Raw genomic sequence first — 23,119 nt, 5'->3', positions numbered from 1 at the left:
CCAATGTCTATAAAAAATTGATTATTTAAAATAATATATACTTAATTAATTATTATTTTTCAACTTTAAAATCTTGATTATTCAATATTCTATTTAGTACAATACCTACAATCGCAGCCAAACTAAGACCAGTTATCTTTACAGTACTTGTTATAGGAATTCCTATAGAAATCCCTTTATTAGATAAGTAAGTTGTTCCAAGACCTATCAATAATATAACTGCTATTATCAATATATTTACTTTACTTTCTACACAAGAACTATCTTTTATAGTTTTTAATCCAACATAAGTTATCATTGAAAATAACATTATACTGATTCCACCCATAACTGAACCTGGTATACTTTGAAGAAATCCTCCAAACTTCCCTACACATGCAAGCAATATAGCAAATACTGCTGTACGTCTAAGTATTGAAGGGTCATAGTTTTTAGTTATCGCCAGTACTGCTGTGTTTTCCCCATAAGTAGTGTTAGCTGGTCCACCTAAGCATCCTGCTACTATAGTTGCAAATCCATCACCAAGTAATGTTCTGTTTAATCCTGGATTCTCTATAAAGTTTTTTCCTACAACAGCACCATTAGTAGTCATATCTCCTATATGCTCCATAAATACAGCTAAAACAACTGGAGATATAATCACAATTGCTCCTAAGCTAAATTTAGGAATTGTAAAGTCAGGTATAGCAAGTAAACTTGCTTCTGTAATTGTAGTTATATCTACTAATCCTAGTACCAAACATATTATATATCCAGAAAAAACAGCTATTAATATACCTAATTGTTTTATAAATCCTCTACCAAACTTATTAGTCAAAATTGCTATTGCTAAAGTCAAAAAAGCTATTATAAAATTAGCTGAAGCCATATTAAAAGCCGTTGGTAATAAATTCAAACCTATAACTGCTATCATAGCTCCTGTAACTTGTGCTGGAAAATATAACTTAATTTTATCCACCCCAACTAATTTTACTATAATTGACATTATAATATAAATTAATCCTGCTACTATTATACCACCCTGAGCATATGCCAAATCTCCTCCATAAGCTTCTTTAGCTGCTAGTATAACAGGAATAAAAGCAAAACTTGAACCTAAAAATGCAGGTACTTTTCCTTCTGTACAAAAATGAAATATCAATGTACCAACACCAGCGCAAAAAATTGCAACTGATGGATTAAAGCCTGTTAAAATGGGAACTAATACTGTCGCTCCAAACATGGCCAATAAATGTTGTAAAGACATTATCGTTTTTTTCATAAAAACCTCCAAAAATTATTATATATGAATAAATCCTTTGTTCAATTAATATCTTTTAATTAATTATAATTCCCTAGATTCTATTTTTTAATCTCTATATACTTACTGTACAAACTATCATTTTTTTACATTTTACGACATTGAAAACCAAAATAAAGGAGAATAGAGACTACATTAATATACACATTAATAAACTTGTATTATTTATTTTGTGCAATATATGTAAGCTTTATCCTCCTCCATGACTATACAATGCTGAGCTTTTATATAATATTAAAAAACCACTATTCTTTGATTGTAACTGAATCTTCTCCATCAATTTCTAATAAACTAACAGATATAATTTCATGTCTTGAAGTAGGGACATTTTTTCCTACATAATCTGCTCTTATAGGCAATTCTCTATGTCCTCTGTCCACTAATACTGCTAATTGTATTGATTTAGGTCTTCCTATATCAATAATAGCATCAAGTGCTGCTCTTACAGTTCTTCCTGTATATAACACATCATCAACTAAAACTACTGTTTTATCATCTACATTAAAATCTAGATATGTTCCTTTGACTACTGGTTCAACATTAATTTTTTCTAAGTCATCTCTATAAAGTGTTATATCAATATCACCAGTATCTACTTTTGTTCCTTCTATTTGTTCTATTTTTTTAGATATTCTATTTGCGATTGGTACACCTCTAGTCTTTATTCCAACTAAAACTAGGTTTTCTACACCTTTATTTCTTTCAATTATCTCATGACTTATCCTAGTAATTGCTCTTGCTATAGCCTTTTCATCCATTAATTGAGCTTTTTCTACCATATCATAACTATTGTCAAAAAAATATATTCTCTTTTATTTTGACAAATCTACTCCTCTCTCTTAAATTTTTATAGAACCACTTTATTAAAATTTTCAATTTAAACAACAAAAAACTTCTCATCACAAGACAAGAAGCTTTTATATAAAAAAATATATAGTCTAATTCAGCAATTGTCTTACGATATCTCTGTATCGTTTAAAGATAATTTTTATACTCCATTAACTCAAATTATATATTTATATTTCAAATTTTTCAAGCTTTTTTAATCAAAATACTTTAATATAAAATATTTTAGCTAAACTTCACTAATTTTATCACTTGTATAAATCTAATTAGATGATTTATAATATCATACAAACTTTTATTTAATTTTTCTAAGAACTTCCTTAAAGTATTCTGGTAATTCTGAATCAAATTCAATATATTCCTTAGTGGTAGGATGTATAAATCCCAATTTCTTAGCATGTAAAGTTTGTCCCTTTAGTTTAAACTTATTTTCTTTAGGTCCATATACACTATCACCTAAAAGCGGATGATTTATAGATGAGGCATGAACTCTTATTTGATGAGTTCTACCAGTTTCAAGTCTAGCTCTCATATGAGTAAATTTATCAAATCTGTCTACCACTTCAAAATGAGTTACTGCATTTCTTCCATCTTTTACTACAGCCATTTTTAATCTATCCTTAGGATTTCTTCCTATTGGTTTGTCTACAGTTATTTTATCTTCTTTAACTACACCATAACATATAAATTCATACTCCCTAGTTATAGAATGCTCTTTTAATTGTTCTGCTAAAAAATTATGTGCATAATTATTTTTAGCTACCATAAGAAGACCAGAAGTATCTTTGTCTATTCTATGAACTATACCAGGTCTAATAACACCATTTATTGATGATAACTTATCTTTACAATGATACAAAATTCCATTTACCAATGTATTTTCATAATTTCCAGGAGCAGGGTGAACAACCATATCCTGAGACTTGTTAATTATTAAAATATCATCATCTTCAAATACAATATCTATTGGTATATTTTGAGCTACAACCTCTAGAACTTTAGGTTCTGGTATTTCTATAATAATCTTATCTTCTTCTTTAACTAAATATTTTGCTTTTTCTACTTTATTATTAACTTTTACTTTACCATCTTTTATAATTTTTTGTATGTAGCTTCTTGACATATCTCCTAATTGTTCTGCTAGATAAACATCAAGTCTAACCTCTTCTTCCTCTTCAAGCACTAAAAACTCTCTTACATTCTCCATCAAATCACCTACTTTTACTTTCAAAAAATAAAACATATATACATAAAAATACAGTTCCTACAACTACAAATACATCAGCTACATTAAATACATACTCCCATATAATCCTAAAGTCAAAATAATCTACTACAAACCCTAATCTAACTCTATCAATTAGATTTCCTAATGCACCAGATATTATTAATATGATTCCCAACTTTCCAGATGTATGTACTTTTCTTGTATTGAGATAATATAACCCAAATACTGTTGCAATTAGTGCAACTATTATAAATATCCATTGATTATTTTGTAATAGTCCAAATGCTGCACCTCTATTTTCAACATAAGTTAGATGAAATACATTCTTTATTATTGGTATTGTAGATACATTCACCAAATTATTTAACACCCATAGTTTAGACAATTGGTCTAATCCTATAAGCAGAATTATTATTAACACATATAACAATGATTTTTCCCCCTATAAATTATTTAAAAATCAATTTTGATTGAAATTCACTATTACCATTATACAAAAAAAATACTATAAAGAGCAACTCTGTTAAAATTGAATTTTTTAGTAAAACTAATCAAAAATAATATTAACCCTTCTATATTATAAATTGCTACAAATTTAAAATTACATTATTATGTATAAAAAATTTCAAAATACTCTATTATTCAATACTTTTTGTGTATTTTATAGCTTAAAGATTAATGATGCTTGTATTTTAGATTTACAAGCATCATTAGTCTTTAAACAAATATCTTTTATTTTTGTACTTGTTGATTTTTATCTAAATGTTGTATAAGTTCAGATACTGTTACAAATTTATACCCTTTTTCTTTTAACTTGGGAATTACTACTTCCAAAGCCTGTATAGTCTGTGACTTATTGTTTCTTTTATTATTATAATCATGTAAAAGTATTATATTTCCATTTTGTACTTTTGTAAGAATGGTATTAATAATACTATCAACGCCAGGATTTGACCAATCTCTAGGGTCCAAGTTTGACCAAAGAATTATATTCATACCTTTAGAAACTATAATATCACATACACTTTTGCTCATAGCTCTATATGGAGGTCTAAATATTTTGGGCTCTACTCCAATTACACTCTTTACAGCATTTTGTGTATCTGTTATTTCTTTTTCTACTTTATTATAACTATTTTTTTCAACATTTATATGTGTAAATGTATGATTACCTATCTCATGCCCTTCCTCATACTGTCTTTTTAGTAATTCCTTGTTATATGCAACTTTTTCTCCAACCACAAAAAAAGTTGCTTTTACATTATTTTTCTTTAGTATATCAAGTACTTGTGGTGTAAAGTCTTCATCTGGCCCATCATCAAAAGTCAATGCTAAAATTTTTTCGTCCTCATTTCCTTGCTTGATTATTACATCTTCATAATCGTTCTTTATATTGTCATTTAGACTATAAGCTTCTTTTACGCTATTTTGATTATGTGTATTATGACTATATGTATATACGCCTACTATTGATAATACACATATACATATACCCCACATTACTTTTTTCATGTCATTACCTCTTTTCTTAATTCGTTCTAACAATATATGATGTCAATTTTTTAATCTCTTAATGTTCCGTTTTTGTTTAAATCAGTTAAATTTGTTAGGTCTGTTGAATAAAAATTAGAATCCTCCACTTCAGGAGTTTCACTTGCGTGTCCTAATAAATCCTCTTCTTTTTTTGCACACTCATTGCATAAATTTGTATCAGGTAGTATATCCAATCTTTCTAAATCTATTTTATTATGACATAAATCACAAAGTCCGTATGTCCCATTTTCTATTTTAGATAATGCCATATCTATTTGATACAATCTACCTTCTTCATGATTTATTAAACTATTTTGCATATTTTGCATATATAAATCTGTTCCCATATCTCCTATATGATTATCATAACTAGATAACTCTCCTGATGAATACTTTTCACTGGTATGTTTATTTGTATCTCCAAATAAAGTATTGTCTTTCATATCTCCCACTAAATTAGTCAAATTTGCTCTTTCTTTCAATAATTTATCTTTGTATTTTTTAGTATCCATTTTTAACACCTCTAATTTTAATATTTATATCATAAAAATAGTATGTGGAAAACTAAATTAAAAATACAATAAAAAGTAAGATTTGATTTTTTCAAAAAAAATTGTAGGCAAATTTTAAATTCACCTACAAATTTTTAAAACACATTTAAATGTTATATTTTTATTTTTTATAATAATTATATTAACTTGCTAATTTATGAGTATTTTGTTCTTTTATATCTTTAGCTTTTTTAAAGAATAAAATACCAAGAATTATTGCAACAGCAACACCTATTCCATTAGATATATTTACTGGTAGTCTAAAACCTTCTTTTGCCTGCATTATATAACTAAATGTTACTACAGTCATAAAAAGCGCTGGCAATGTAGTTATGTAGTGGTTTTTATTTGCTTTAACCAAATATGCAGAACCAGTCCATAACATTATCATAGCAAGTGTTTGATTTGCCCAAGAGAAGTATCTCCAAATTATATTAAAATCTATAAATGTAAGAGCAACACCTACTGCAAATAGTGGTAAAGCTATTAAAAATCTATTTTTAACTGCATCTTGATTGTAGTTCATTGCATCAGCTATTGTTAATCTAGCACTTCTAAATGCTGTATCACCTGAAGTTATAGGACATGCTACAACACCAAGTATAGCCAAAGCTCCTCCAATAGGCCCCATCAATCCAACAGATACTGTATTAACAACAGTAGCTGCTCCACCATCATTAAATATTACATTAAGTTGAGGTATACCATGGAAGTATGACATAGCTGCTGCTGCCCAAACTAAAGCTATTATTCCTTCTGCAACCATTGAACCATAAAATACTGGTCTTGCTTCACTTTCTCTTTCAACACATCTTGCCATAAGTGGTGATTGTGTTGCATGAAAACCTGATATTGCCCCACATGCTATTGTTATAAATAAATATGGGAATAGGGGTGTTCCATTTGGATTCATATTTTGTAAATTTATATTTGGTATGTTATATCCCTTTATTATTAATCCTCCTGCTACACCTACTGCCATAATTAATAAAGCTGCTCCAAATAAAGGATATATTTTTCCAATTAACTTATCTATTGGCAAAACAGTAGCCATTATATAATAAAGAATTATTACTCCAACCCATATTTGTGTATTTACTCCTGTTAATGTTTTTAGTAATCCTGCTGGACCTGTTATAAAAACAACTCCAACCAATACCAAAAGAATAACGCTAAATATTCTCATTGCTATTTTTGCACTATTGCCTAAGTAAAGACCTACTAACTCTGATGCAGATGTACCTTTATTCTTCATAGATAAATATCCAGAAGCAAAGTCATGTACACCACCTGCAAAAATTGTCCCAAATACTATCCATAAAAATGCTGATGGCCCAAATAATGCACCTTGTATAGCACCAAATATAGGACCTAAACCTGCGATATTTAAGAATTGAATTAAGAAAATTCTTTTCCATTTCATTGGAACATAATCTACACCATCTCTACAAGCTATAGCTGGAGTTTGATTTTTATCATTAATTCCAAAAACCTTTTCTACAAAAGTACCATAAATAAAATAACCTACTATAAGTACCACCATTGAACCTAAAAAACTTACCATAAATTCATCCCCTTAGTTTTTTTATAATTGCTTTATAAATTTTTATAAGTTTAAGAAAACTATTTCCAGTTCAAATAGTAATACTTTTTTGTACTAATATAAATGTTAATCACATTAAGTGCATATTTAAATACATGAAATGACTTTATATGTGCATTAATAGCCTAAATTCTTTTATTCTACTTCTACTTACAGTTACTTCATAATCACTATCTTTTAACTTCAATATGTATGTGTTATTAAACCATGGGATAATTTCTTTTACTTTAGTTAAATTTACTATGTAAGACCTGTGTGTTCTAAAAAAAGTTTTATCATTTATTATGTTTTCTACTTCTGATATACCCTCTTTTAGTATAAATGTTTCCTTTTCAGTATATATAAATGTCTGTCTTTCATTAGCCTCACAGTAATATATATCATCAATATCTATTACAACCAATTTATCACCTTTCCAAAGGCTAATTTTATGTGTTATTTCCTCTATATTTTGATTTATTATACATTTTTTATCACTAGATATATAATTATTATCACTAGATATTTCACTACTATTTGTTTCACTTTTCTCTAACTTATCCAACATTGATGTAATCCTATCCTCAGAATAAGGCTTAAGTACATAGTCAAATACACCTAATGAAAAAGCATCTACTGCATAATTTTCATATGCTGTTATAAATACTATTTTAGGTCTTGCTTTAAATTGATTTAATGTTTTTGCAAGTAACATTCCATCAAGATGAGGTATATTTATGTCCAAAAAAATTACATCTATTTTATTTTCTTGAATAAAATCTAGTACTTCTATGCCATTAGTAAATTCACTTACTACCTCAATCTCGCTTTTATTTTCAATAAAATATCTCAATTCTTTTCTTGCTGGAAACTCATCCTCAACTATTATTGCTTTCATATTCTTACTCCTTTACGTAAAACATAATTAAAGTTCCTTTATCAGTTCTTCTCATATTAAGACCACTTCCATACATTAGCTTAAGTCTTAAATGAACATTATAAAGTCCAATCTTATTTTCTGGCATATTATCTTGATATACATTATTTATAACTTCTTCACTTATACCTATACCATTATCCTCAATCGATATTCTAATAGTATTTTCTAATGAATGTTGTAATTTTTTTATAGATATTTTTACCACACCAGCTCTTCCACTTTCCAAAACTCCATGTATAATTGCATTCTCTACTATTGGTTGTATAATTAAACTTGGAATTTTTATATTTACATCATCTATATCATAAATTATAGTTAATAAATCTCCAAATCTAGCCTTTTCTATTTCTACAAAAGATTTAACTTGCTCAATCTCTTTATTTATGTCTATCAAGTTATCACTATATTCAAGATTGTATCTCAAGTAAGTTGATAAATTTATTATGAGTTCTCTAGCTTTATCTGGATTAAATCTTATAAAGGATGCTATTGTATTTAGAGAATTAAATAAAAAATGCGGATTAATTTGCCTTTGAAGTGCTTTTATTTCTGCTTTATTTCTTGCTTCTATATCCTTTTTATCTTTTTCAATTCCCTCAACTATAGATATAACAAATCCTATACCAATTTGTCCGACAATTAGAGGCAAGTATATTCCATTAATTATTTGAATTGCCAGAGAATGAGGCTGTGATATTAAATATATAAGTAATATAGTAAAACTTTCAGAAATCATACCTACTAGTATTCCATATATCACTCTATGCTTCTTTGGTATCTTCTTATACAAAAATCCTGATAACACACCTGCTAGTATACTTGATAAAAGGCATGGCATGGATGTTATACCTCCAATATCCATAAAATACCTATGTATACCTGATAGCAAACCTGCTGTAATACCTACAATTGGTCCAAATAAAACGCCTCCTGATACTATAGATATTATTCGAGTATTTACTATTGACCCCATATAATTTATGCCATTGTAAGTACCAAATATAGCTAGAAAAGTAAAAACTAAAGATATACAAATCAAATCATTTAAGCTATATTCTTCTTTTTGAAATATTTGTTTAAATGTTTTTAGCTTTGTTATTAGAAGAAATAATACTACAATAAGGCTTGTTTTTTCTATTAATGCTATTAAAATTGATGTTTTCATGTTTTTTCCTCTTATTTTTCCTATTTAAAATAATTTTTACATATGTTATTGGTATTATTTTTATGGCTTATTAAATACATAAAAAATAATTGCCTTAATTATTGTATCATATCAGTTAAACATAAAATCAAACTCATTTAATTATATATATAAATTTTTTTAAAACGTTTTTTTGATATATTATTGACAATTTTCTTTATAAGAGTTAAAATTAATTCATAAATTACATATTGAGTATAAAGTATAATGGATGTATGTTCAAGGTTAGTTCAGAAGGCTCTGGTTTTCTGATTTTTTTATGCTCAGTAGTGATATGCAAAAAAGAACAAAGTTAACGTCAGTTAACTTTTACCTTTATTCTACTTTCCCCAAAGTAAGAATAATCTAACCCCTTTGAGATGAGCAAAAGCTCATCTTTTTTTATTACAAAACTAAAGAGGATATTATCTTAATAATATCCTCTCTATTTCCTATCATATACTTTTTTAATAACTTTAAATATTTATTTACTAAAGAAGATATATAATATAATTAATATTTTCTCTCTATAAACCCAACCTTTTTATAAACTTTTCTAAGAGTTTTTCTAGCTTGCTTTTCAGCCTTTTCAGCTCCCATAGTATAGATTTTTTCTAAATAATCTTTATTATTAAGAAGGTCAACGTATTTTTCTCTTATTGGTCTTAAAGCTTCTGATACTACTTCAGCTACATCTTCTTTAAATACTCCATAACCTTTACCTTCATACATGTTTACAATTTCTTCTACACTCTTTTTACTTAAATTAGAATATATATCAAGTAAGTTTTTAATACCAGGTTGTTCATCAGTATACTTTACAACACCTAAAGAATCAGTAACACTTCTCTTAATCTTTCTCTTTATAGTATCTGAATCATCTGCCAATAATATAAATGCGTTGTCATTTGAATCAGATTTACTCATTTTCTTAGTTGGTTCTTGTAAACTCATTACTCTTGCTCCACCTTTTGGATAGTATCCTTCTGGGACTACAAATGTAGGTGAAAATCTATTATTAAATCTATTTGCTAAATCACGAGATAGCTCTAAATGTTGTTTTTGGTCATCTCCAACTGGAACCAAATCAGCTTGATATAATAGTATATCAGCAGCCATAAGAACTGGATACGTAAATAATCCTGCATTTAGATTTGCTTCACTCTTTTGTGATTTATCTTTAAATTGAGTCATTCTACTTAATTCACCCATATAAGTCATTGTATTTAATATCCACATAAGTTCAACATGCTCTTTAACATGTGATTGTATAAATATAGTATTTTTTTCTGGATCTAATCCACAAGCTAGATATTGAGCAAGTAATTCTATAGTATTAGCTCTCAAAACTTTAGGGTCTTGAGGTACTGTTATTGCATGTAAATCAACAATACTATAATAACAATTATAATTTTCTTGAAGTTCAGTCCAGTTTTTTATAGCTCCTAAATAGTTTCCTAGAGTCATCTTACCTGATGGTTGTGCACCACTAAATATAACCTTTTTTTCACTCATATGATTTGTACCTCCTTATATATTTATATTGATTTTAACATGCTTAATACGATATCTTTAGAATTGTTGGCGGCCTCATGTACAAATACTTCATATGCAACGCCAGCACTTCCATCTGCTTTATCAGACATTGCTCTTATTATGACAAATGGAACATTATTTAAGTAACATACATGAGCTATAGCTCCACCTTCCATCTCTCCACAATACCCGCCAAAATCATTTACTAACTCTTCTTTTAATTCTTTAGAGTTTATAAATATATCTCCTGTTACTACTCTTCCTTTTAATACTTTATGCGTTTTTGTTTCTTCTACAGAAGATTTATAAGCAGCTTCTACGAGTCTTTCATCTGCTTTAAATACAGATGTTTCCATTCTTGGTATAACACCTTTAGGGTCTCCAAATGCAGTAGTATCTATATCGTATTGTATCGCATCAGTTGAAATTACTATATCATTGACATTAAGATTTTCATTTAAAGCCCCCGCAACACCTGTATTGACAATAGCATCAACTTCAAATTCACTTATTAATATTTGTGCACAAAGAGCAGAGTTAACTTTTCCTATACCACATTTTACTAAAACAACATTTTTTCCTTCTAAAGTTCCTTTATGAAATTCTAAGCTAGCTTTTTTTACAATTTCTTTAATATCCATTAAATTCACTAATATACTTACTTCTTCATCCATTGCACCTATAATTCCTATTACGTTCATCTTTCCTCCTAAATTTTATATATTAAAAAATCCGTCCTAAATCAATAGGACGGATATATTTTCCGTGGTACCACCTAAATTTATATATACTCAAAGCTGAATATATATATCTTAATATGTGCTATAACGTGCACACACGATATCAGATAATCTACAGTCTTAAACTGCATTTCACATTACTCCTCAAAGACCCATTCAATAAATACTTTTTATTAAGTTCTCAGCACCCTTAATTCTCTGTGTAAAAGTCTATTTATTTACTCTTTCTTATCCCAGGATTTAATTTATTAATTTCTTTATTTTATAATATTCCTTATGATATAAATTGTCAACTATATATATAATAATATCCAAAATATATATTTAAAATACATTTTTATTTAGCTGTTCTCTTTTCATATCTATTCCATAACCATAGACCAGATAGGATAACTAGAAGACCTCCACCAATCATTTCTATTTCATATATGATATTTTCAGCAAATGTAGGCATAACTGGTGCTGCTGATAATAATATACCAACTACAGTTACAGTTAAAACCATTTTCGCTAAACCTATACAAGTACCTGTTGATTTTGCCATAGTATATGGTCTAATTTCATCTGGTCTCTCTTTTCTTAGCTTAATATAAGAAGCATATAACAATACATATGGGAATAATGCAGTTAATGCTGTCATAGTTACAAGAACATTGTATATAGCATCAACAGAAGGCATTAATGTAGTCACTAATAATATTATAGTAACTATTATTGCTTGAAGTATAACTGCTTTCGAAGGTATCTTGTGTTTATTTACTTCTACCAAACTATCTGGAAATACTCCTTTTTTAACACTACCAAATAACATTTTTATTGGTGATGCTATATAAAGAACTATTGCTCCTAATATTGAAAAAGCTATACCAAAAGCTATCAATTGAACTAACCAAGAACCTATTCCTAAAGATTCACAAACAGCTGCAAGCGCATCTAACACACCTTTAGAAGCAGTAATTTGGTCTGGTGGTATTATCATTGTTATTGCAATAGAACCTAATACATATAATGAAGCAACTATTCCAGCTGATATTAATATAGCTTTAGGGAAGTTCTTTTCAGGCTTATCTATCTCTGTTATAAAGTTAGCTGCAGTTTCTGCTCCTGCTAAACCAAACATTATAGCTGATATAGCAACAAATGCATCCATATTAAGTTTTGGAGTCATTGAAGCTATTGTATATGTTGAAGCCATATCATGTTTTTTCAATACTAATACTGCTAAAAATGAAAATATTATAAGTATAGCACTTGGTATTGTTGAACCTAATGCACCTGTATTAGTAAATATTTTTGTAAAGCTTATTCCTTTAGTTGCTATAATAGATAATATCCAGAATATTACTAAAGATAATATAAGTACAAATATCTTATTATCTGCAAGTGCTGGATTTCCTATTGTATAAGAAACATTTACTGCTAAAAAAGTTAGGAATGAAGAATACCAAAATATTTTAGCTGTCCAGTTTAACCAAGAAACTAAAAAGCCATATTTTTCTCCAAAGGCTTCCTTAACCCAATCATATAAACCTCCATCACCTTTTTGATATGTAGAAGCTAATTCAGCACAAATTAAAGCTCCTGGTACGAAATATATAAATGAGAATAATAACCACATAGGTATTGCACCTAATCCTAAACCGAAGCTTGACGCTGTCGACTTAGCTATCCATCTTATACCATATAAAGCTGATACATTCATAAATACCAAACTCCATAGGCCTATTTTTTTCTTTTCCATCCTATTATAATTTCCCCTCTCTTTATTAATTAAAAATTGATTTCATAACAGTTAAAATAACTTTAACCTATAAAATACTTCAATTTAACCTATAAAATACTTTAAATAAAAATATTTATACCTCAAATTTAGATATTTTGAAATCAAAATTTACTAAAAGTGATAAATTTTGAAAGTTCTATCACTTTCTCTTTAATGATACTAAATTATTAAAATTGTTTCAATATTATTTTAATATAAAAATTTTTTTATTAATTTTCATAATTATATAACTATCTCAAATATATATTTTTACTTATTCAAGTTATTATTTTTATAAAATTTTCACAATATAAACTTATTTTACTTTTCTTTTAATGTAAAATAGGGAATTAAATTTAATATAAAAAATATATGTTAAAATTTTTTTATATTTCTAGAAGAAAAGTATACTAATTTTTGTTTAATAGTGCTAAAATTGATTTGTATCGAATTTTGATTAGGAGGAAATTATTATGAAGACTCAAAGATTAAATGCTGTACTTGAACAAATGAAAAAAGATGATATTTCTCAAATGTTGGTAAGTGATCCTACTTCAATATTTTATTTAACAGGATTACTAATCCACCCAGGTGAAAGACTGTTAGCTTTATACTTAAATTTAAATGGTAATAATAAATTATTTATAAATGAATTATTCCCAGTTGCAGAAGATTTAGGTGTTGAAATGGTTTGGTTTAATGATACTCAAAATCCAATAGAAATAGTAACTGAACATGTAGACAAAAATGCTACTATGGGTGTTGACAAAAACTGGCCAGCTAGATTCTTATTAAGCTTAATAGAATCAGGTGGAGGAAGTAAATTTGTAAACTCATCTTATATAATAGATACTTTAAGAATGTGTAAAGATGAAGAAGAAAAAGAATTAATGAGAATAGCTTCAAGATTAAATGACAAAGGTATGGAACAACTTAAAGCTACTGTTTCTGGTGAACTTACAGAAAAACAACTTGTTGGTAAATTATCTAAAATATATGAAGACTTAGGTGCTGATGGATTTTCATTTGACCCTATAATAGGATTTGGTCCTAATGGAGCTAATCCACATGGAGAACCAGGAAATGCTCTTGTAAAACCTGGTGATGCAATAATATTAGATATAGGTTGCATAAAAGATAATTATTGTGCTGATATGACAAGAACTGTATTCTATAAAGAAATACCTGAAAAAGGTAGAGAAATATTTGAAATAGTTCTTGAAGCCAATAAGAGAGCTGAAGCTATTGTAAAACCAGGAGTTAGATTCTGTGATATAGATGCAGCTGCTCGTGATTACATAACTGAAAAAGGATATGGACAATACTTCACTCATAGAACTGGTCACTCTATAGGACTTGAAGTTCATGATAAGGGAGATGTATCTTCTATAAATACAGATACTGTACAACCAGGAATGATATTCTCTATAGAACCAGGTATATATTTACCAGGAGAGTTTGGAGTTAGAATAGAAGATTTAGTACTAGTTACTGAAGATGGTTGCGAAATACTAAACAAATATGACAAAGAAATATGTGTGGTTGGTTAATTGTAAGATTAACTTAATAACATCAAAATAAGCTGTATAAAAATGATTTTATTCATTTTTATACAGCTTTAACTTTTTAGTTTGTTGTTTATATTGCAGTTATCAAAATTGCACCTTTTGAAGTATATGTTCCCATTACTGAACCAACTTCACAGATTACAACGTCTTTATATTTAACATCTTTTTCCATAGCTTCTCTTACTTTTTGAGCTTTTTCAGGGCAGTTAGCATGTCCTATAAATAAAACCTTCTCTTCTTTATCTATAATTTTTGATTCTACTAACTGAATCAGTTTTTTCAAGCTATTCCCTTCACCCCTTGCCTTATCTATTGGAGTTACAATCCCATCTGCAACTTGTATTATAGCCTTTAAATTTAATGTATTTATAATTTTTCCTGCTATTGGATTTATTCTACCTCCTTTTATAGCATTTTCTAATGTCTCTAGAGTTCCATAAAATGGTGGATTGTCTTTATATCTATCTATTATTGAAACAATTTCTTCAAGTTCTTTTCCTTCTTTTATTAATATTGCCGCTTTTAATACTAATTGTCCTATGCCAATTGACCCACTAAGTGAATCTATAATTTCAATTTTTTTATTATTTCCTTCTTTTTCGAACATGTCTTTTGCCAAAAGTGCACTATTATAAGTTCCAGATAATCCTGAACTTATGCTAATTACTAATATACTTTCCTCTTCGCATTGATATGCTTCTAAAAACTTATCTGGTGAAGGACATGATGTTTTTGGCAATAATTTACTTTCATCCATTTTTCTGTAGAAAGTTTCATTATCTATTTCCTTCCCAGATATATAGTTCTCTTCTCCAAAAGATACATTTAAACCAATAACTTCAATATTGTATTTCTCTATTATATGATTAGGTAAGTCACATGCACTGTCTACTATCAATTTTATTTTATCCATATTAACCTCACTATAAGATATTGTTTTTGTTTATTCAGTCGGTCGTACGACCGATTTAATTATTATTTTATATTTTGGATGAAAAAAAGTCAATAGATATAGATTCTTGCTTTATTGACAATAATTTTCTATAAGCTTATAATGTTATTAATTTGTTATAAATATACATAGAAAGGTAGGTTTTATGAAAACAAATAATATGAAACAAGCTATTTTATTATCTGCTACTAATTTAATAGCCAAAAATGGAGTTCAAAATACCAGTCTTGCTGATATTGCAAAAGATGTGAATATAAGTAAGGGTACACTATATTATCACTACTCATCTAAAAATGATATTATATATGACATTGCTGATACTCATTTAGAAGTTATAACTAGTGCTATATTAAACTGTGTAAAAAATGTCAAATCCAAAAATTCTCAAATAGAAATGGTCAACTTAATACTAGAAAAAATATCTACTATAGAAAGTCGTGGTAGAGTACATATGTATCTTATTTGTGAAGCTATTACTTCAAATGATGATTTAAAAGAAAGAATGAGATTGAAATATATTGAATGGCGAGCTACCCTTAAATCTGAAATTATTGAATCTCTTGAAAAATATAGTGGTGATGAGAATGAACAGGATGCTGAATCCTTTTCTTTTTTACTTATGTCTATAGTTGATGGTTTAGTTGTCCAAAGCTTGTTAAAAACAGAAAAAATGCCTTATGAAAATATCGCTTCTTTTTTAGTTAACCATTGGATTTAAACTTGATATTTTAATAATTAATAAAAGTGAACTATTAAAGTTTTTTAATTTAACAGCTCACTTTTTTATTTGCTATGAATAATTTTTATTTAAACCTTCATGGAATAACAAAATAAAAATCATTTTATTAATTTAAAATACTTCTATTTATGTTGATGTGTATGCCCATCTAAATGTTCATGCCCATGTATATGTGTATGTTCATGCCCATGCTCATGAGTTCCTGAAAATCCATCATCATGATTATGGTCATGACCTACACCATTTACATGCTCATGTTCATGTCCATGACTGTGAGAATGCTCGTGTGAATGTTGATGGTTATCTCCCCCACAGCATCCTTCTCCTCCAGTTCCACAGCATCCATTAGCATGTGGATTATGATGATTTCTTACTACAAATCTCTCTCTTAACATATTATTATACCTCCTAGTATATTATTGAGCACTTCATGTGCCCCATTAGTTACAGTATACATCTAACTAGGTACAATAACAAGATATATGGTATTTTTTAACACTTATATCTTATAAAAATTTATCCTTAAAACCTCCACCTTTTACTTCTTCTACATTGTTTACAGAAATAAAAGCTTCACTATCCATATCATAAATTAAATCCTTAAATTTACCTACTTCATTTGCAGATATGATACAGTAAATCATTTTTTTCTTATTCTGCGTATATGCTCCTTCTGCTTCTAAAAAAGTTACTCCTCTACCCATCTTATTCATTATTACTTTTGATATTTCTTCATATCTATTTGATATTAAAAGTATAGATTTTTTTCTATCAAAGCAATCTTTTGCTATATCCATTGTAAAAGAAATTATATACATAGTAATTAGAGTGTACATTACCAATTTTGCTCCAAATAAAAATGCACCTGCACATACTACAAAGAAATTAATAAATAAAAATGTATTTTTCATTGGTATATCGTACTTTCTTTTCATTATAGCTGCTATTATATCAAGCCCTCCAGCAGTAGCTCTTGCTTTAAAGGTCAATCCCATACCTATACCAGTTAAAACACCACCATAAATAGATTGTAGCATAGTATCATTTATTGGAAAATATTTAGCAATATCTTGTGTTAAACCAAGTGCAACAGAAAATAGTAACATATTTACAAAACTTATTAACAAAAATTTATTATCAAAATACTTCTTAGCTATAATAAATATTGGTATATTCATCAAAAAACTAGATAATCCCTGATTTATACCAAATAACTTATATAATATAACACAAATTCCAGCTACTCCTCCACTTAACAACTTGGCTGGCGCTAGATATAAATTTATTCCTAAGGTTGATAAAATCATTCCCAATATAATAAGACCATATTGCAAAAATATGTTATTATCAATACTTAGTTTTTTGCTTTCACCATACATCAAAACGCACCCCTTTGCATAATAAATAAACCACCCTGCATAATACACAATAAATTTAAAAATAAATTTACCAGAAGTAGTTCACTCTAAAATATTATTCATCCTCACTTAAACGTTTATTCATTAACATTTTATCATATGCTATAAATAATTTATATGATTTATATAAATTTATTTGTTGTAAATTTTGGAATATTAAAACATTTAATTATTGAAGTACAAAAACAATTAATTAAATAAAGAAATAAGCTATCTTTTTAAAAAAAGCCCTATAGAAATTTACAAATCATTTTCTATAGGGCTCTTAATTAACAGCTTGTTATTTTTTATTTTCTTGTAACTTTTATACCTGTCATATGGTCATTTAAGTTTTGTTCTTCTAAAGATTTATCATCCACTCTATTTATTTCTAAAGCTAAAGTCTCAGACTTGATGTATTCATCAAAATGCTCAACAGCTTTAGCAATCTCATCATCACCACAGTAATCTATTACTATGTTGTCTAGTACTTCAAAGTTATTAGATTTTCTCAATTGTTGTACTTTAGATATAAATTCTCTAGCATATCCTTCATCAACTAACTCATCAGTTAATTTAGTATCTAGTATAACAAAAAGATTATTTTCAACAGATACATTAAATCCTTCTTTAGCAGTTATACCTATTAATACTAAGTCTTTATTAAATTCAAATGCTTCTCCATTTAAATCAACTGTTAAAGTTTCACCATTTTCAAGTTTATTAGCAGTTTCATGTGCATTTAACTTGTTTAATGCTCCTACAAATAAGTTCATCTTAGCGCCTAATATTGGTCCAGCTTCTTTAAAGTTTGGTTTTAGGCTAAAGTTCATATATTCATCTAAATCTTTAGCAAATACTACCTCTTTAACATTAAGCTCTTCTTTTATTAAATCAACTACATCACTTATTGTGTCTTCAAATTTACCATCTACTAATACTTTTTGTAATGGTTGACGAACTTTTATTCTCTCAACTTCTCTTGAAGCTCTACCTAAAGTAACTAGATTCTTAGCTAAATCCATTTTTTCTTCTAATTTAGTATCAACTAAACTCTCATTAAACTTAGGATATTCAGCTAAATGAACAGATACTTCTCCAGTTAGGTTTCTATACATTTCTTCTGACATATATGGAGCAAATGGTGCTATAGCTCTGCAAAGTCCATGTAATAATTCATAAGTTGTATTGTATACAGCTTTTTTATCTTCTGTTAATTCAGTTGCCCAGAATCTTCTTCTTGAACGTCTTATATACCAGTTAGATAAATCATCATTTATGAAATCTTGTATCATTCTTAAAGTTTTATTTAATTCAAATATCTCTAAATTTTCTTCTACATCTTTCATTAAATTATTGAATTTAGATAGTATCCATCTGTCAAGTTCTGGTCTATCTTTGTATTCTACAAAGAATTCAGTTGGATTTATATCATCTGTATTTGCATATAAAGTAAAGAAGTTATATACATTTTTCATAGTACCTATAAATTTACTTTGGATTTCTTTTAATCCATCCATATCAAATTTAGTTGGAGTCCATGGTGGAGAAACATATAGTAAATACCATCTTAGCGCATCTGCTCCATATTGATCAAACAACTGCATAGGATTTACTGTATTTCCTCTTGATTTACTCATTTTCTTTCCATCTTTATCAAGTACAAGGTCTGGAACTAAGACACTCTTATACGGTGCTTTTCCTAATACAAATGTTGATACTGCAAGTAATGAGTAGAACCAACCTCTAGTTTGGTCTATACCTTCTGATATATAATCAGCTGGGAATAGCTCATCAAAGTTTTCTTTGTTTTCAAATGGATAGTGGTGTTGTGCAAATGGCATAGCTCCACTATCAAACCAGCAGTCTATAACTTCTGTTACTCTTGTCATTGGTTTTCCACATTTTTCACACTTCAAGTGTATATCATCTACATATGGTCTATGAAGTTCTACAGTTTCTGGGTTTACATCTTCTATAGCTTTTTCAGCTAATTCTGCTCTTGAACCAACTGAATCTGTATGACCGCATTCACATCTCCATATAGGAAGTGGAGTTCCCCAATATCTAGTTCTTGATATTGCCCAGTCATTTAGATTTTCTAACCAGTTTCCAAATCTCTTTTCACCTACAAAGCCTGGGAACCATTTTACACCATTATTATTTTCTATTAATTTATCCTTAAGCTTAGTCATTTCTATATACCAGCTTGGTTTTGCATAGTACACAAGTGGAGTTTGGCATCTCCAACAATGTGGATAATTATGAACTACTTTTTCTTTACTATATAGTTTATTTTCAGAAGCTAGCCATTTTATTATTTCAACATCTAGCCCATCTTCCATTACAAATCTACCTTCCCAAGGAGTAGTTGTAAATTTACCAGTTTCATCTACTGGCTGTACAACTGGTAAATCGTATCTTTTACCTGTATTGTAGTCATCTTCACCAAATGCTGGTGCTGTATGAACTATTCCAGTACCATCTTCAGTAGTTACATAATCTCCTACTGTAATGAAAAATGCTTTTTTATCAACTTCTACAAAAGGCATTAATTGTTCATATTCTAAGCCTTCTAAATCTTTACCTTTCATTTCTTCTAAAACTTCATAGTCTTCACCTAGTACTTTATTAGCTAAAGGTTTAGATACATAATATACCTCATCACCTTTTTTAACTTTTAAGTAATCAACATCAGCATTCACTGTTAATGAAACATTTGATGGTAAAGTCCATGGAGTAGTTGTCCATGCTAAGAAATATTCATCAGCATCTTTTTTCTTAAATTTAGCTACAACTGTATTTGTCTTTACTTCTTTATATCCTTGTGCAACCTCATGACTAGCAAGACCAGTTCCACATCTTGGGCAATAAGGAAGTATTTTATGCCCTTCATATATATATCCTTCTTTATTGAACTTATTCAATATCCACCATACAGATTCTATATAGTTATTATCTAAAGTTATATATGGATTATCTAAGTCAACTTCATAAGCCATTCTCTCAGTCATTATTCTCCATTGTTTTTCAAATGAGAAAACTGACTCTCTACATTTTTGGTTAAATTCAGCTATTCCATATTCTTCTATTTGTTGCTTGCTAGTAAGACCTAATTCTTTTTCTACTTGTATTTCAACTGGCAATCCGTGTGTATCCCAACCAGCTTTTCTCTTTACTTGATAACCAGACATTGTTTTATATCTACAAACAGAATCTTTAAGTGTTCTAGATAAAACGTGATGTACTCCAGGATTTCCATTAGCTGTTGGAGGTCCTTCATAAAATACAAAACTTGGGTCGTCTTTACCTTTTTCTAGAGTTTTTTCAAGTATATCTATGTCTTTCCAATAGTCAAAAACTTGTGCTTCTGCTTGTTTCACAGAACTGTCCACCAATGGCTTAAATTTTGCCATGTAAATCACCCTTTCCTACAGTTATTATAATTCCAAAGTTTTTATTCTTTTACGTAAATTTGAATAATAAAAAACTCGTCCCCTTTAAACAAAGGGACGAGTTATCAATCGCGTTACCACCCTAATTCTATATGTGAACTTAACAATAGTCACATATAACACTCTAATAGTATAACGGCACTAACCGGCACAGCTTAATAAAGTTTAATCGTTCAGCCTGCAGCTCAAGAGTGATTTTCATCTTTATAAATTCCTTGGTTCTCAGCATACCCAATTCTCTGTAAAATTATCTAAAGATAATTGTCTCTATCAACGCTTTTAAAAATTTATCTGTGTTTATATGAAATTCTATAACAAATAATTTGAATAGTCAATATATTTTTGAAAAATATAATAATTTATATTTTTCTTACATATTTATCCTATTTTGTGTTTTTGTTATAGTATTCTCAAACTTAAACAATAATTCTACCTAAAATCCAGTAAAATTATTGTTTATTCTAAAGTTGTAGCAGCTTCATCATTACTATAATTATACACTGATGTACCTTCAAATGCATTTACACATTTTTCATCTACATCATAAAAAATCTCATCGACACTTCTTATTTCATCTTCTAACAATGATTTAAATTTATTTCTAAATATCTTAAATTCTTTAACTAAAGCATCATACTCTTTTCTTATCTCTATAACACGATTATTAGCTTGTTCTATAATTTGTCTAGCCTTTAAATCTGCTTCTTCAACGATTATCTTAGCCTTTTTATTTGCTGCACTACAAGTGTCTTCTGCTGCACTTTGAGCAGTTATTAAAGTAGCTTTTAGTGTTTCTTCAATATTTTCATATTTATTTACTTGATCTTGATATAATCCTAATTTTTCTTTAAGAGCTGTATTCTCTCTACATAGAGATTCATAATCTTCTTTGATAATATCTAAAAACTCATCAACTTCTTCATCTCTATAACCTCTTAAACCTTTTTTAAACTCTTTATTTTCTATCTCAATTGGAGTTAGCATTACATTTCCTCCCAGCTATAATTTTAATTAGTCCTTATACAATTAATTTTGCTTGAACTTTTATTCTTCCTTTTTTAGTAATATCTCCTATTTGTGTTACTTTAGCTCTTCCTTTACCTCTAATAGAAATTAAATCATCATTTTTAATTATTTTAGAAGTTGAAGTTATCTTTTCATAATTGACATGGACTTTTTCTCCATTTATGTATTTTGCACTATCTTGCCTAGATATATTGTAAAGACTACTTATGATACAATCTAACCTATCTGAAGATACTGTAAATGATACTTCTTTATATTTTGAAGAACTATTAACAATATTTTCTCTGGAAATTTCCTTTACAATTACACTATTTCTTGAAACTTTCTCTAAATTTATGATTATAAAATCACAAATATCACTACTTACAACTACTTGACAAAAACTATCATGTATAATTATATCTCCAATTTTGTCTCTTTTTATACCTAGATTCAAAATTGCTCCTAAATAATCTTTATGAGATATACTTTTAAATTTAAAATTTCCTTCTATTTGTAAAAATCTAAGAGTATCTTCTATATCCTCATATTCCATGTAAAATGGATAAATAAATACAGTGCTTCTTTCAGCTTGTTCATAACCTCCATCCACACTGTATTTTATTTCATTAGTAGAATTTAATATATCTACAGCATTTCTCACTTCATATGGATTAAGAAACTCAGTAGACTTAACATTATAGTTTTTTATACAACTATTAGCCTTGTCTATTACTTTAAACATTTTATTTTTCAAGTCTACATCCTTTATGTGATTTGTCAATTTCAATTTGTCCATGTT

20 protein-coding genes and 2 other annotated features are annotated in these 23,119 nt (G+C 28.2%); of the genes, 2 read left to right on the top strand and 18 right to left on the bottom strand.

Translation table 11 applies throughout. The features are described 5' to 3' along the window. Positions 1 to 52: 52 nt before the first annotated feature. The 12 genes from IR151_RS00640 to IR151_RS00585 all read right to left on the bottom strand — a co-directional run bounded on the left by IR151_RS00640 (position 53) and on the right by IR151_RS00585 (position 13,180). On the bottom strand, positions 53 to 1,261 hold the full coding sequence (locus tag IR151_RS00640; RefSeq protein WP_227432465.1) for a uracil-xanthine permease family protein: 1,209 nt from the start codon (positions 1,259 to 1,261) through the stop codon (positions 53 to 55). Between the two features lie 284 nt (positions 1,262 to 1,545). Next, entirely contained in the window at positions 1,546 to 2,079 is a 534-nt protein-coding gene (pyrR, locus tag IR151_RS00635) for a bifunctional pyr operon transcriptional regulator/uracil phosphoribosyltransferase PyrR (RefSeq protein ID WP_227432464.1), read from the bottom strand. Positions 2,080 to 2,441: 362 nt separating this feature from the next. Next, on the bottom strand, positions 2,442 to 3,389 hold the full coding sequence (locus tag IR151_RS00630) for an RluA family pseudouridine synthase (protein WP_413927244.1): 948 nt from the start codon (positions 3,387 to 3,389) through the stop codon (positions 2,442 to 2,444). Then, positions 3,358 to 3,804 carry a signal peptidase II gene (lspA, locus tag IR151_RS00625; RefSeq protein ID WP_227432462.1) on the bottom strand — a complete coding sequence of 149 codons (447 nt, stop codon included), beginning with the start codon at positions 3,802 to 3,804 and terminating at the stop codon, positions 3,358 to 3,360. Before lspA ends, IR151_RS00630 begins: the two co-directional genes overlap by 32 nt. Positions 3,805 to 4,106: 302 nt before the next feature. Beyond that, the gene (locus IR151_RS00620) at positions 4,107 to 4,886 is read right to left on the bottom strand and encodes a polysaccharide deacetylase family protein (protein WP_227432461.1); all 780 of its coding nucleotides are present in this window, start codon (positions 4,884 to 4,886) and stop codon (positions 4,107 to 4,109) included. Positions 4,887 to 4,936: 50 nt separating this feature from the next. Beyond that, positions 4,937 to 5,419, bottom strand: a complete 483-nt coding sequence (locus IR151_RS00615; RefSeq protein ID WP_227432460.1) for a TraR/DksA C4-type zinc finger protein — start codon at positions 5,417 to 5,419, stop codon at positions 4,937 to 4,939. A 181-nt stretch (positions 5,420 to 5,600) separates the two neighbouring features. Next, the gene (locus IR151_RS00610; protein ID WP_227432459.1) at positions 5,601 to 7,022 is read right to left on the bottom strand and encodes a carbon starvation protein A; all 1,422 of its coding nucleotides are present in this window, start codon (positions 7,020 to 7,022) and stop codon (positions 5,601 to 5,603) included. 145 nt (positions 7,023 to 7,167) lie between these two features. Beyond that, a complete protein-coding gene (locus tag IR151_RS00605; protein ID WP_227432458.1) occupies positions 7,168 to 7,938 on the bottom strand; it encodes a LytR/AlgR family response regulator transcription factor in 771 nt (256 codons plus the stop codon). Between the two features lie 4 nt (positions 7,939 to 7,942). Further along, on the bottom strand, positions 7,943 to 9,145 hold the full coding sequence (locus IR151_RS00600) for a sensor histidine kinase (protein WP_227432457.1): 1,203 nt from the start codon (positions 9,143 to 9,145) through the stop codon (positions 7,943 to 7,945). 531 nt (positions 9,146 to 9,676) lie between these two features. Beyond that, positions 9,677 to 10,678: a tryptophan--tRNA ligase gene (trpS, locus tag IR151_RS00595; RefSeq protein WP_227432456.1), complete on the bottom strand. Its 1,002-nt coding sequence runs from the start codon at positions 10,676 to 10,678 to the stop codon at positions 9,677 to 9,679. A 23-nt stretch (positions 10,679 to 10,701) separates the two neighbouring features. Beyond that, positions 10,702 to 11,400, bottom strand: coding sequence for a 5'-methylthioadenosine/adenosylhomocysteine nucleosidase (locus tag IR151_RS00590; RefSeq protein ID WP_227432455.1), 699 nt, complete (start codon positions 11,398 to 11,400; stop codon positions 10,702 to 10,704). A 42-nt stretch (positions 11,401 to 11,442) separates the two neighbouring features. Further along, positions 11,443 to 11,683, bottom strand: a binding site (T-box leader). Positions 11,684 to 11,776: 93 nt separating this feature from the next. After that, the gene (locus tag IR151_RS00585) at positions 11,777 to 13,180 is read right to left on the bottom strand and encodes an APC family permease (protein WP_227432454.1); all 1,404 of its coding nucleotides are present in this window, start codon (positions 13,178 to 13,180) and stop codon (positions 11,777 to 11,779) included. Positions 13,181 to 13,674: 494 nt separating this feature from the next. Between IR151_RS00585 and IR151_RS00580 the strand changes: the two genes are divergently transcribed. Further along, positions 13,675 to 14,751, top strand: coding sequence for a M24 family metallopeptidase (locus IR151_RS00580; RefSeq protein WP_227432453.1), 1,077 nt, complete (start codon positions 13,675 to 13,677; stop codon positions 14,749 to 14,751). A gap of 88 nt (positions 14,752 to 14,839) precedes the next feature. Here IR151_RS00580 and IR151_RS00575 read toward each other — a convergent pair whose 3' ends face one another. Next, positions 14,840 to 15,682 (bottom strand): DegV family protein, encoded by an 843-nt coding sequence (locus IR151_RS00575; protein ID WP_227432452.1) that lies wholly within the window; start codon positions 15,680 to 15,682, stop codon positions 14,840 to 14,842. A gap of 184 nt (positions 15,683 to 15,866) precedes the next feature. On the opposite strand from IR151_RS00575, the gene IR151_RS00570 reads away from it, so the two are divergent. After that, positions 15,867 to 16,439 carry a TetR/AcrR family transcriptional regulator gene (locus IR151_RS00570; RefSeq protein WP_227432451.1) on the top strand — a complete coding sequence of 191 codons (573 nt, stop codon included), beginning with the start codon at positions 15,867 to 15,869 and terminating at the stop codon, positions 16,437 to 16,439. 143 nt (positions 16,440 to 16,582) lie between these two features. On the opposite strand, the gene IR151_RS00565 is transcribed toward IR151_RS00570, so the two are convergent. The 5 genes from IR151_RS00565 to IR151_RS00545 form a co-directional block, all read right to left on the bottom strand. Beyond that, positions 16,583 to 16,855 carry a hypothetical protein gene (locus tag IR151_RS00565; RefSeq protein ID WP_227432450.1) on the bottom strand — a complete coding sequence of 91 codons (273 nt, stop codon included), beginning with the start codon at positions 16,853 to 16,855 and terminating at the stop codon, positions 16,583 to 16,585. Positions 16,856 to 16,966: 111 nt separating this feature from the next. Beyond that, positions 16,967 to 17,839 (bottom strand): YitT family protein, encoded by an 873-nt coding sequence (locus IR151_RS00560; RefSeq protein ID WP_227432449.1) that lies wholly within the window; start codon positions 17,837 to 17,839, stop codon positions 16,967 to 16,969. Positions 17,840 to 18,165: 326 nt separating this feature from the next. Next, positions 18,166 to 21,273 carry an isoleucine--tRNA ligase gene (gene ileS, locus IR151_RS00555; RefSeq protein WP_227432448.1) on the bottom strand — a complete coding sequence of 1,036 codons (3,108 nt, stop codon included), beginning with the start codon at positions 21,271 to 21,273 and terminating at the stop codon, positions 18,166 to 18,168. 89 nt (positions 21,274 to 21,362) lie between these two features. Then, positions 21,363 to 21,595: a binding site (T-box leader), on the bottom strand. Between the two features lie 173 nt (positions 21,596 to 21,768). Then, positions 21,769 to 22,296, bottom strand: a complete 528-nt coding sequence (locus IR151_RS00550) for a DivIVA domain-containing protein (protein WP_227432447.1) — start codon at positions 22,294 to 22,296, stop codon at positions 21,769 to 21,771. A 34-nt stretch (positions 22,297 to 22,330) separates the two neighbouring features. Then, positions 22,331 to 23,116 (bottom strand): YlmH/Sll1252 family protein, encoded by a 786-nt coding sequence (locus IR151_RS00545; protein WP_227432446.1) that lies wholly within the window; start codon positions 23,114 to 23,116, stop codon positions 22,331 to 22,333. Between the last annotated feature and the right edge of the window lie 3 nt (positions 23,117 to 23,119).

Source organism: Clostridioides sp. ES-S-0006-03, from assembly GCF_020662275.1.
GTDB lineage: Bacteria > Bacillota > Clostridia > Peptostreptococcales > Peptostreptococcaceae > Clostridioides.
The sequence above is the reverse complement of the archived record's forward strand: the minus strand, read 5'-3'. Positions and strand labels throughout refer to the sequence as shown.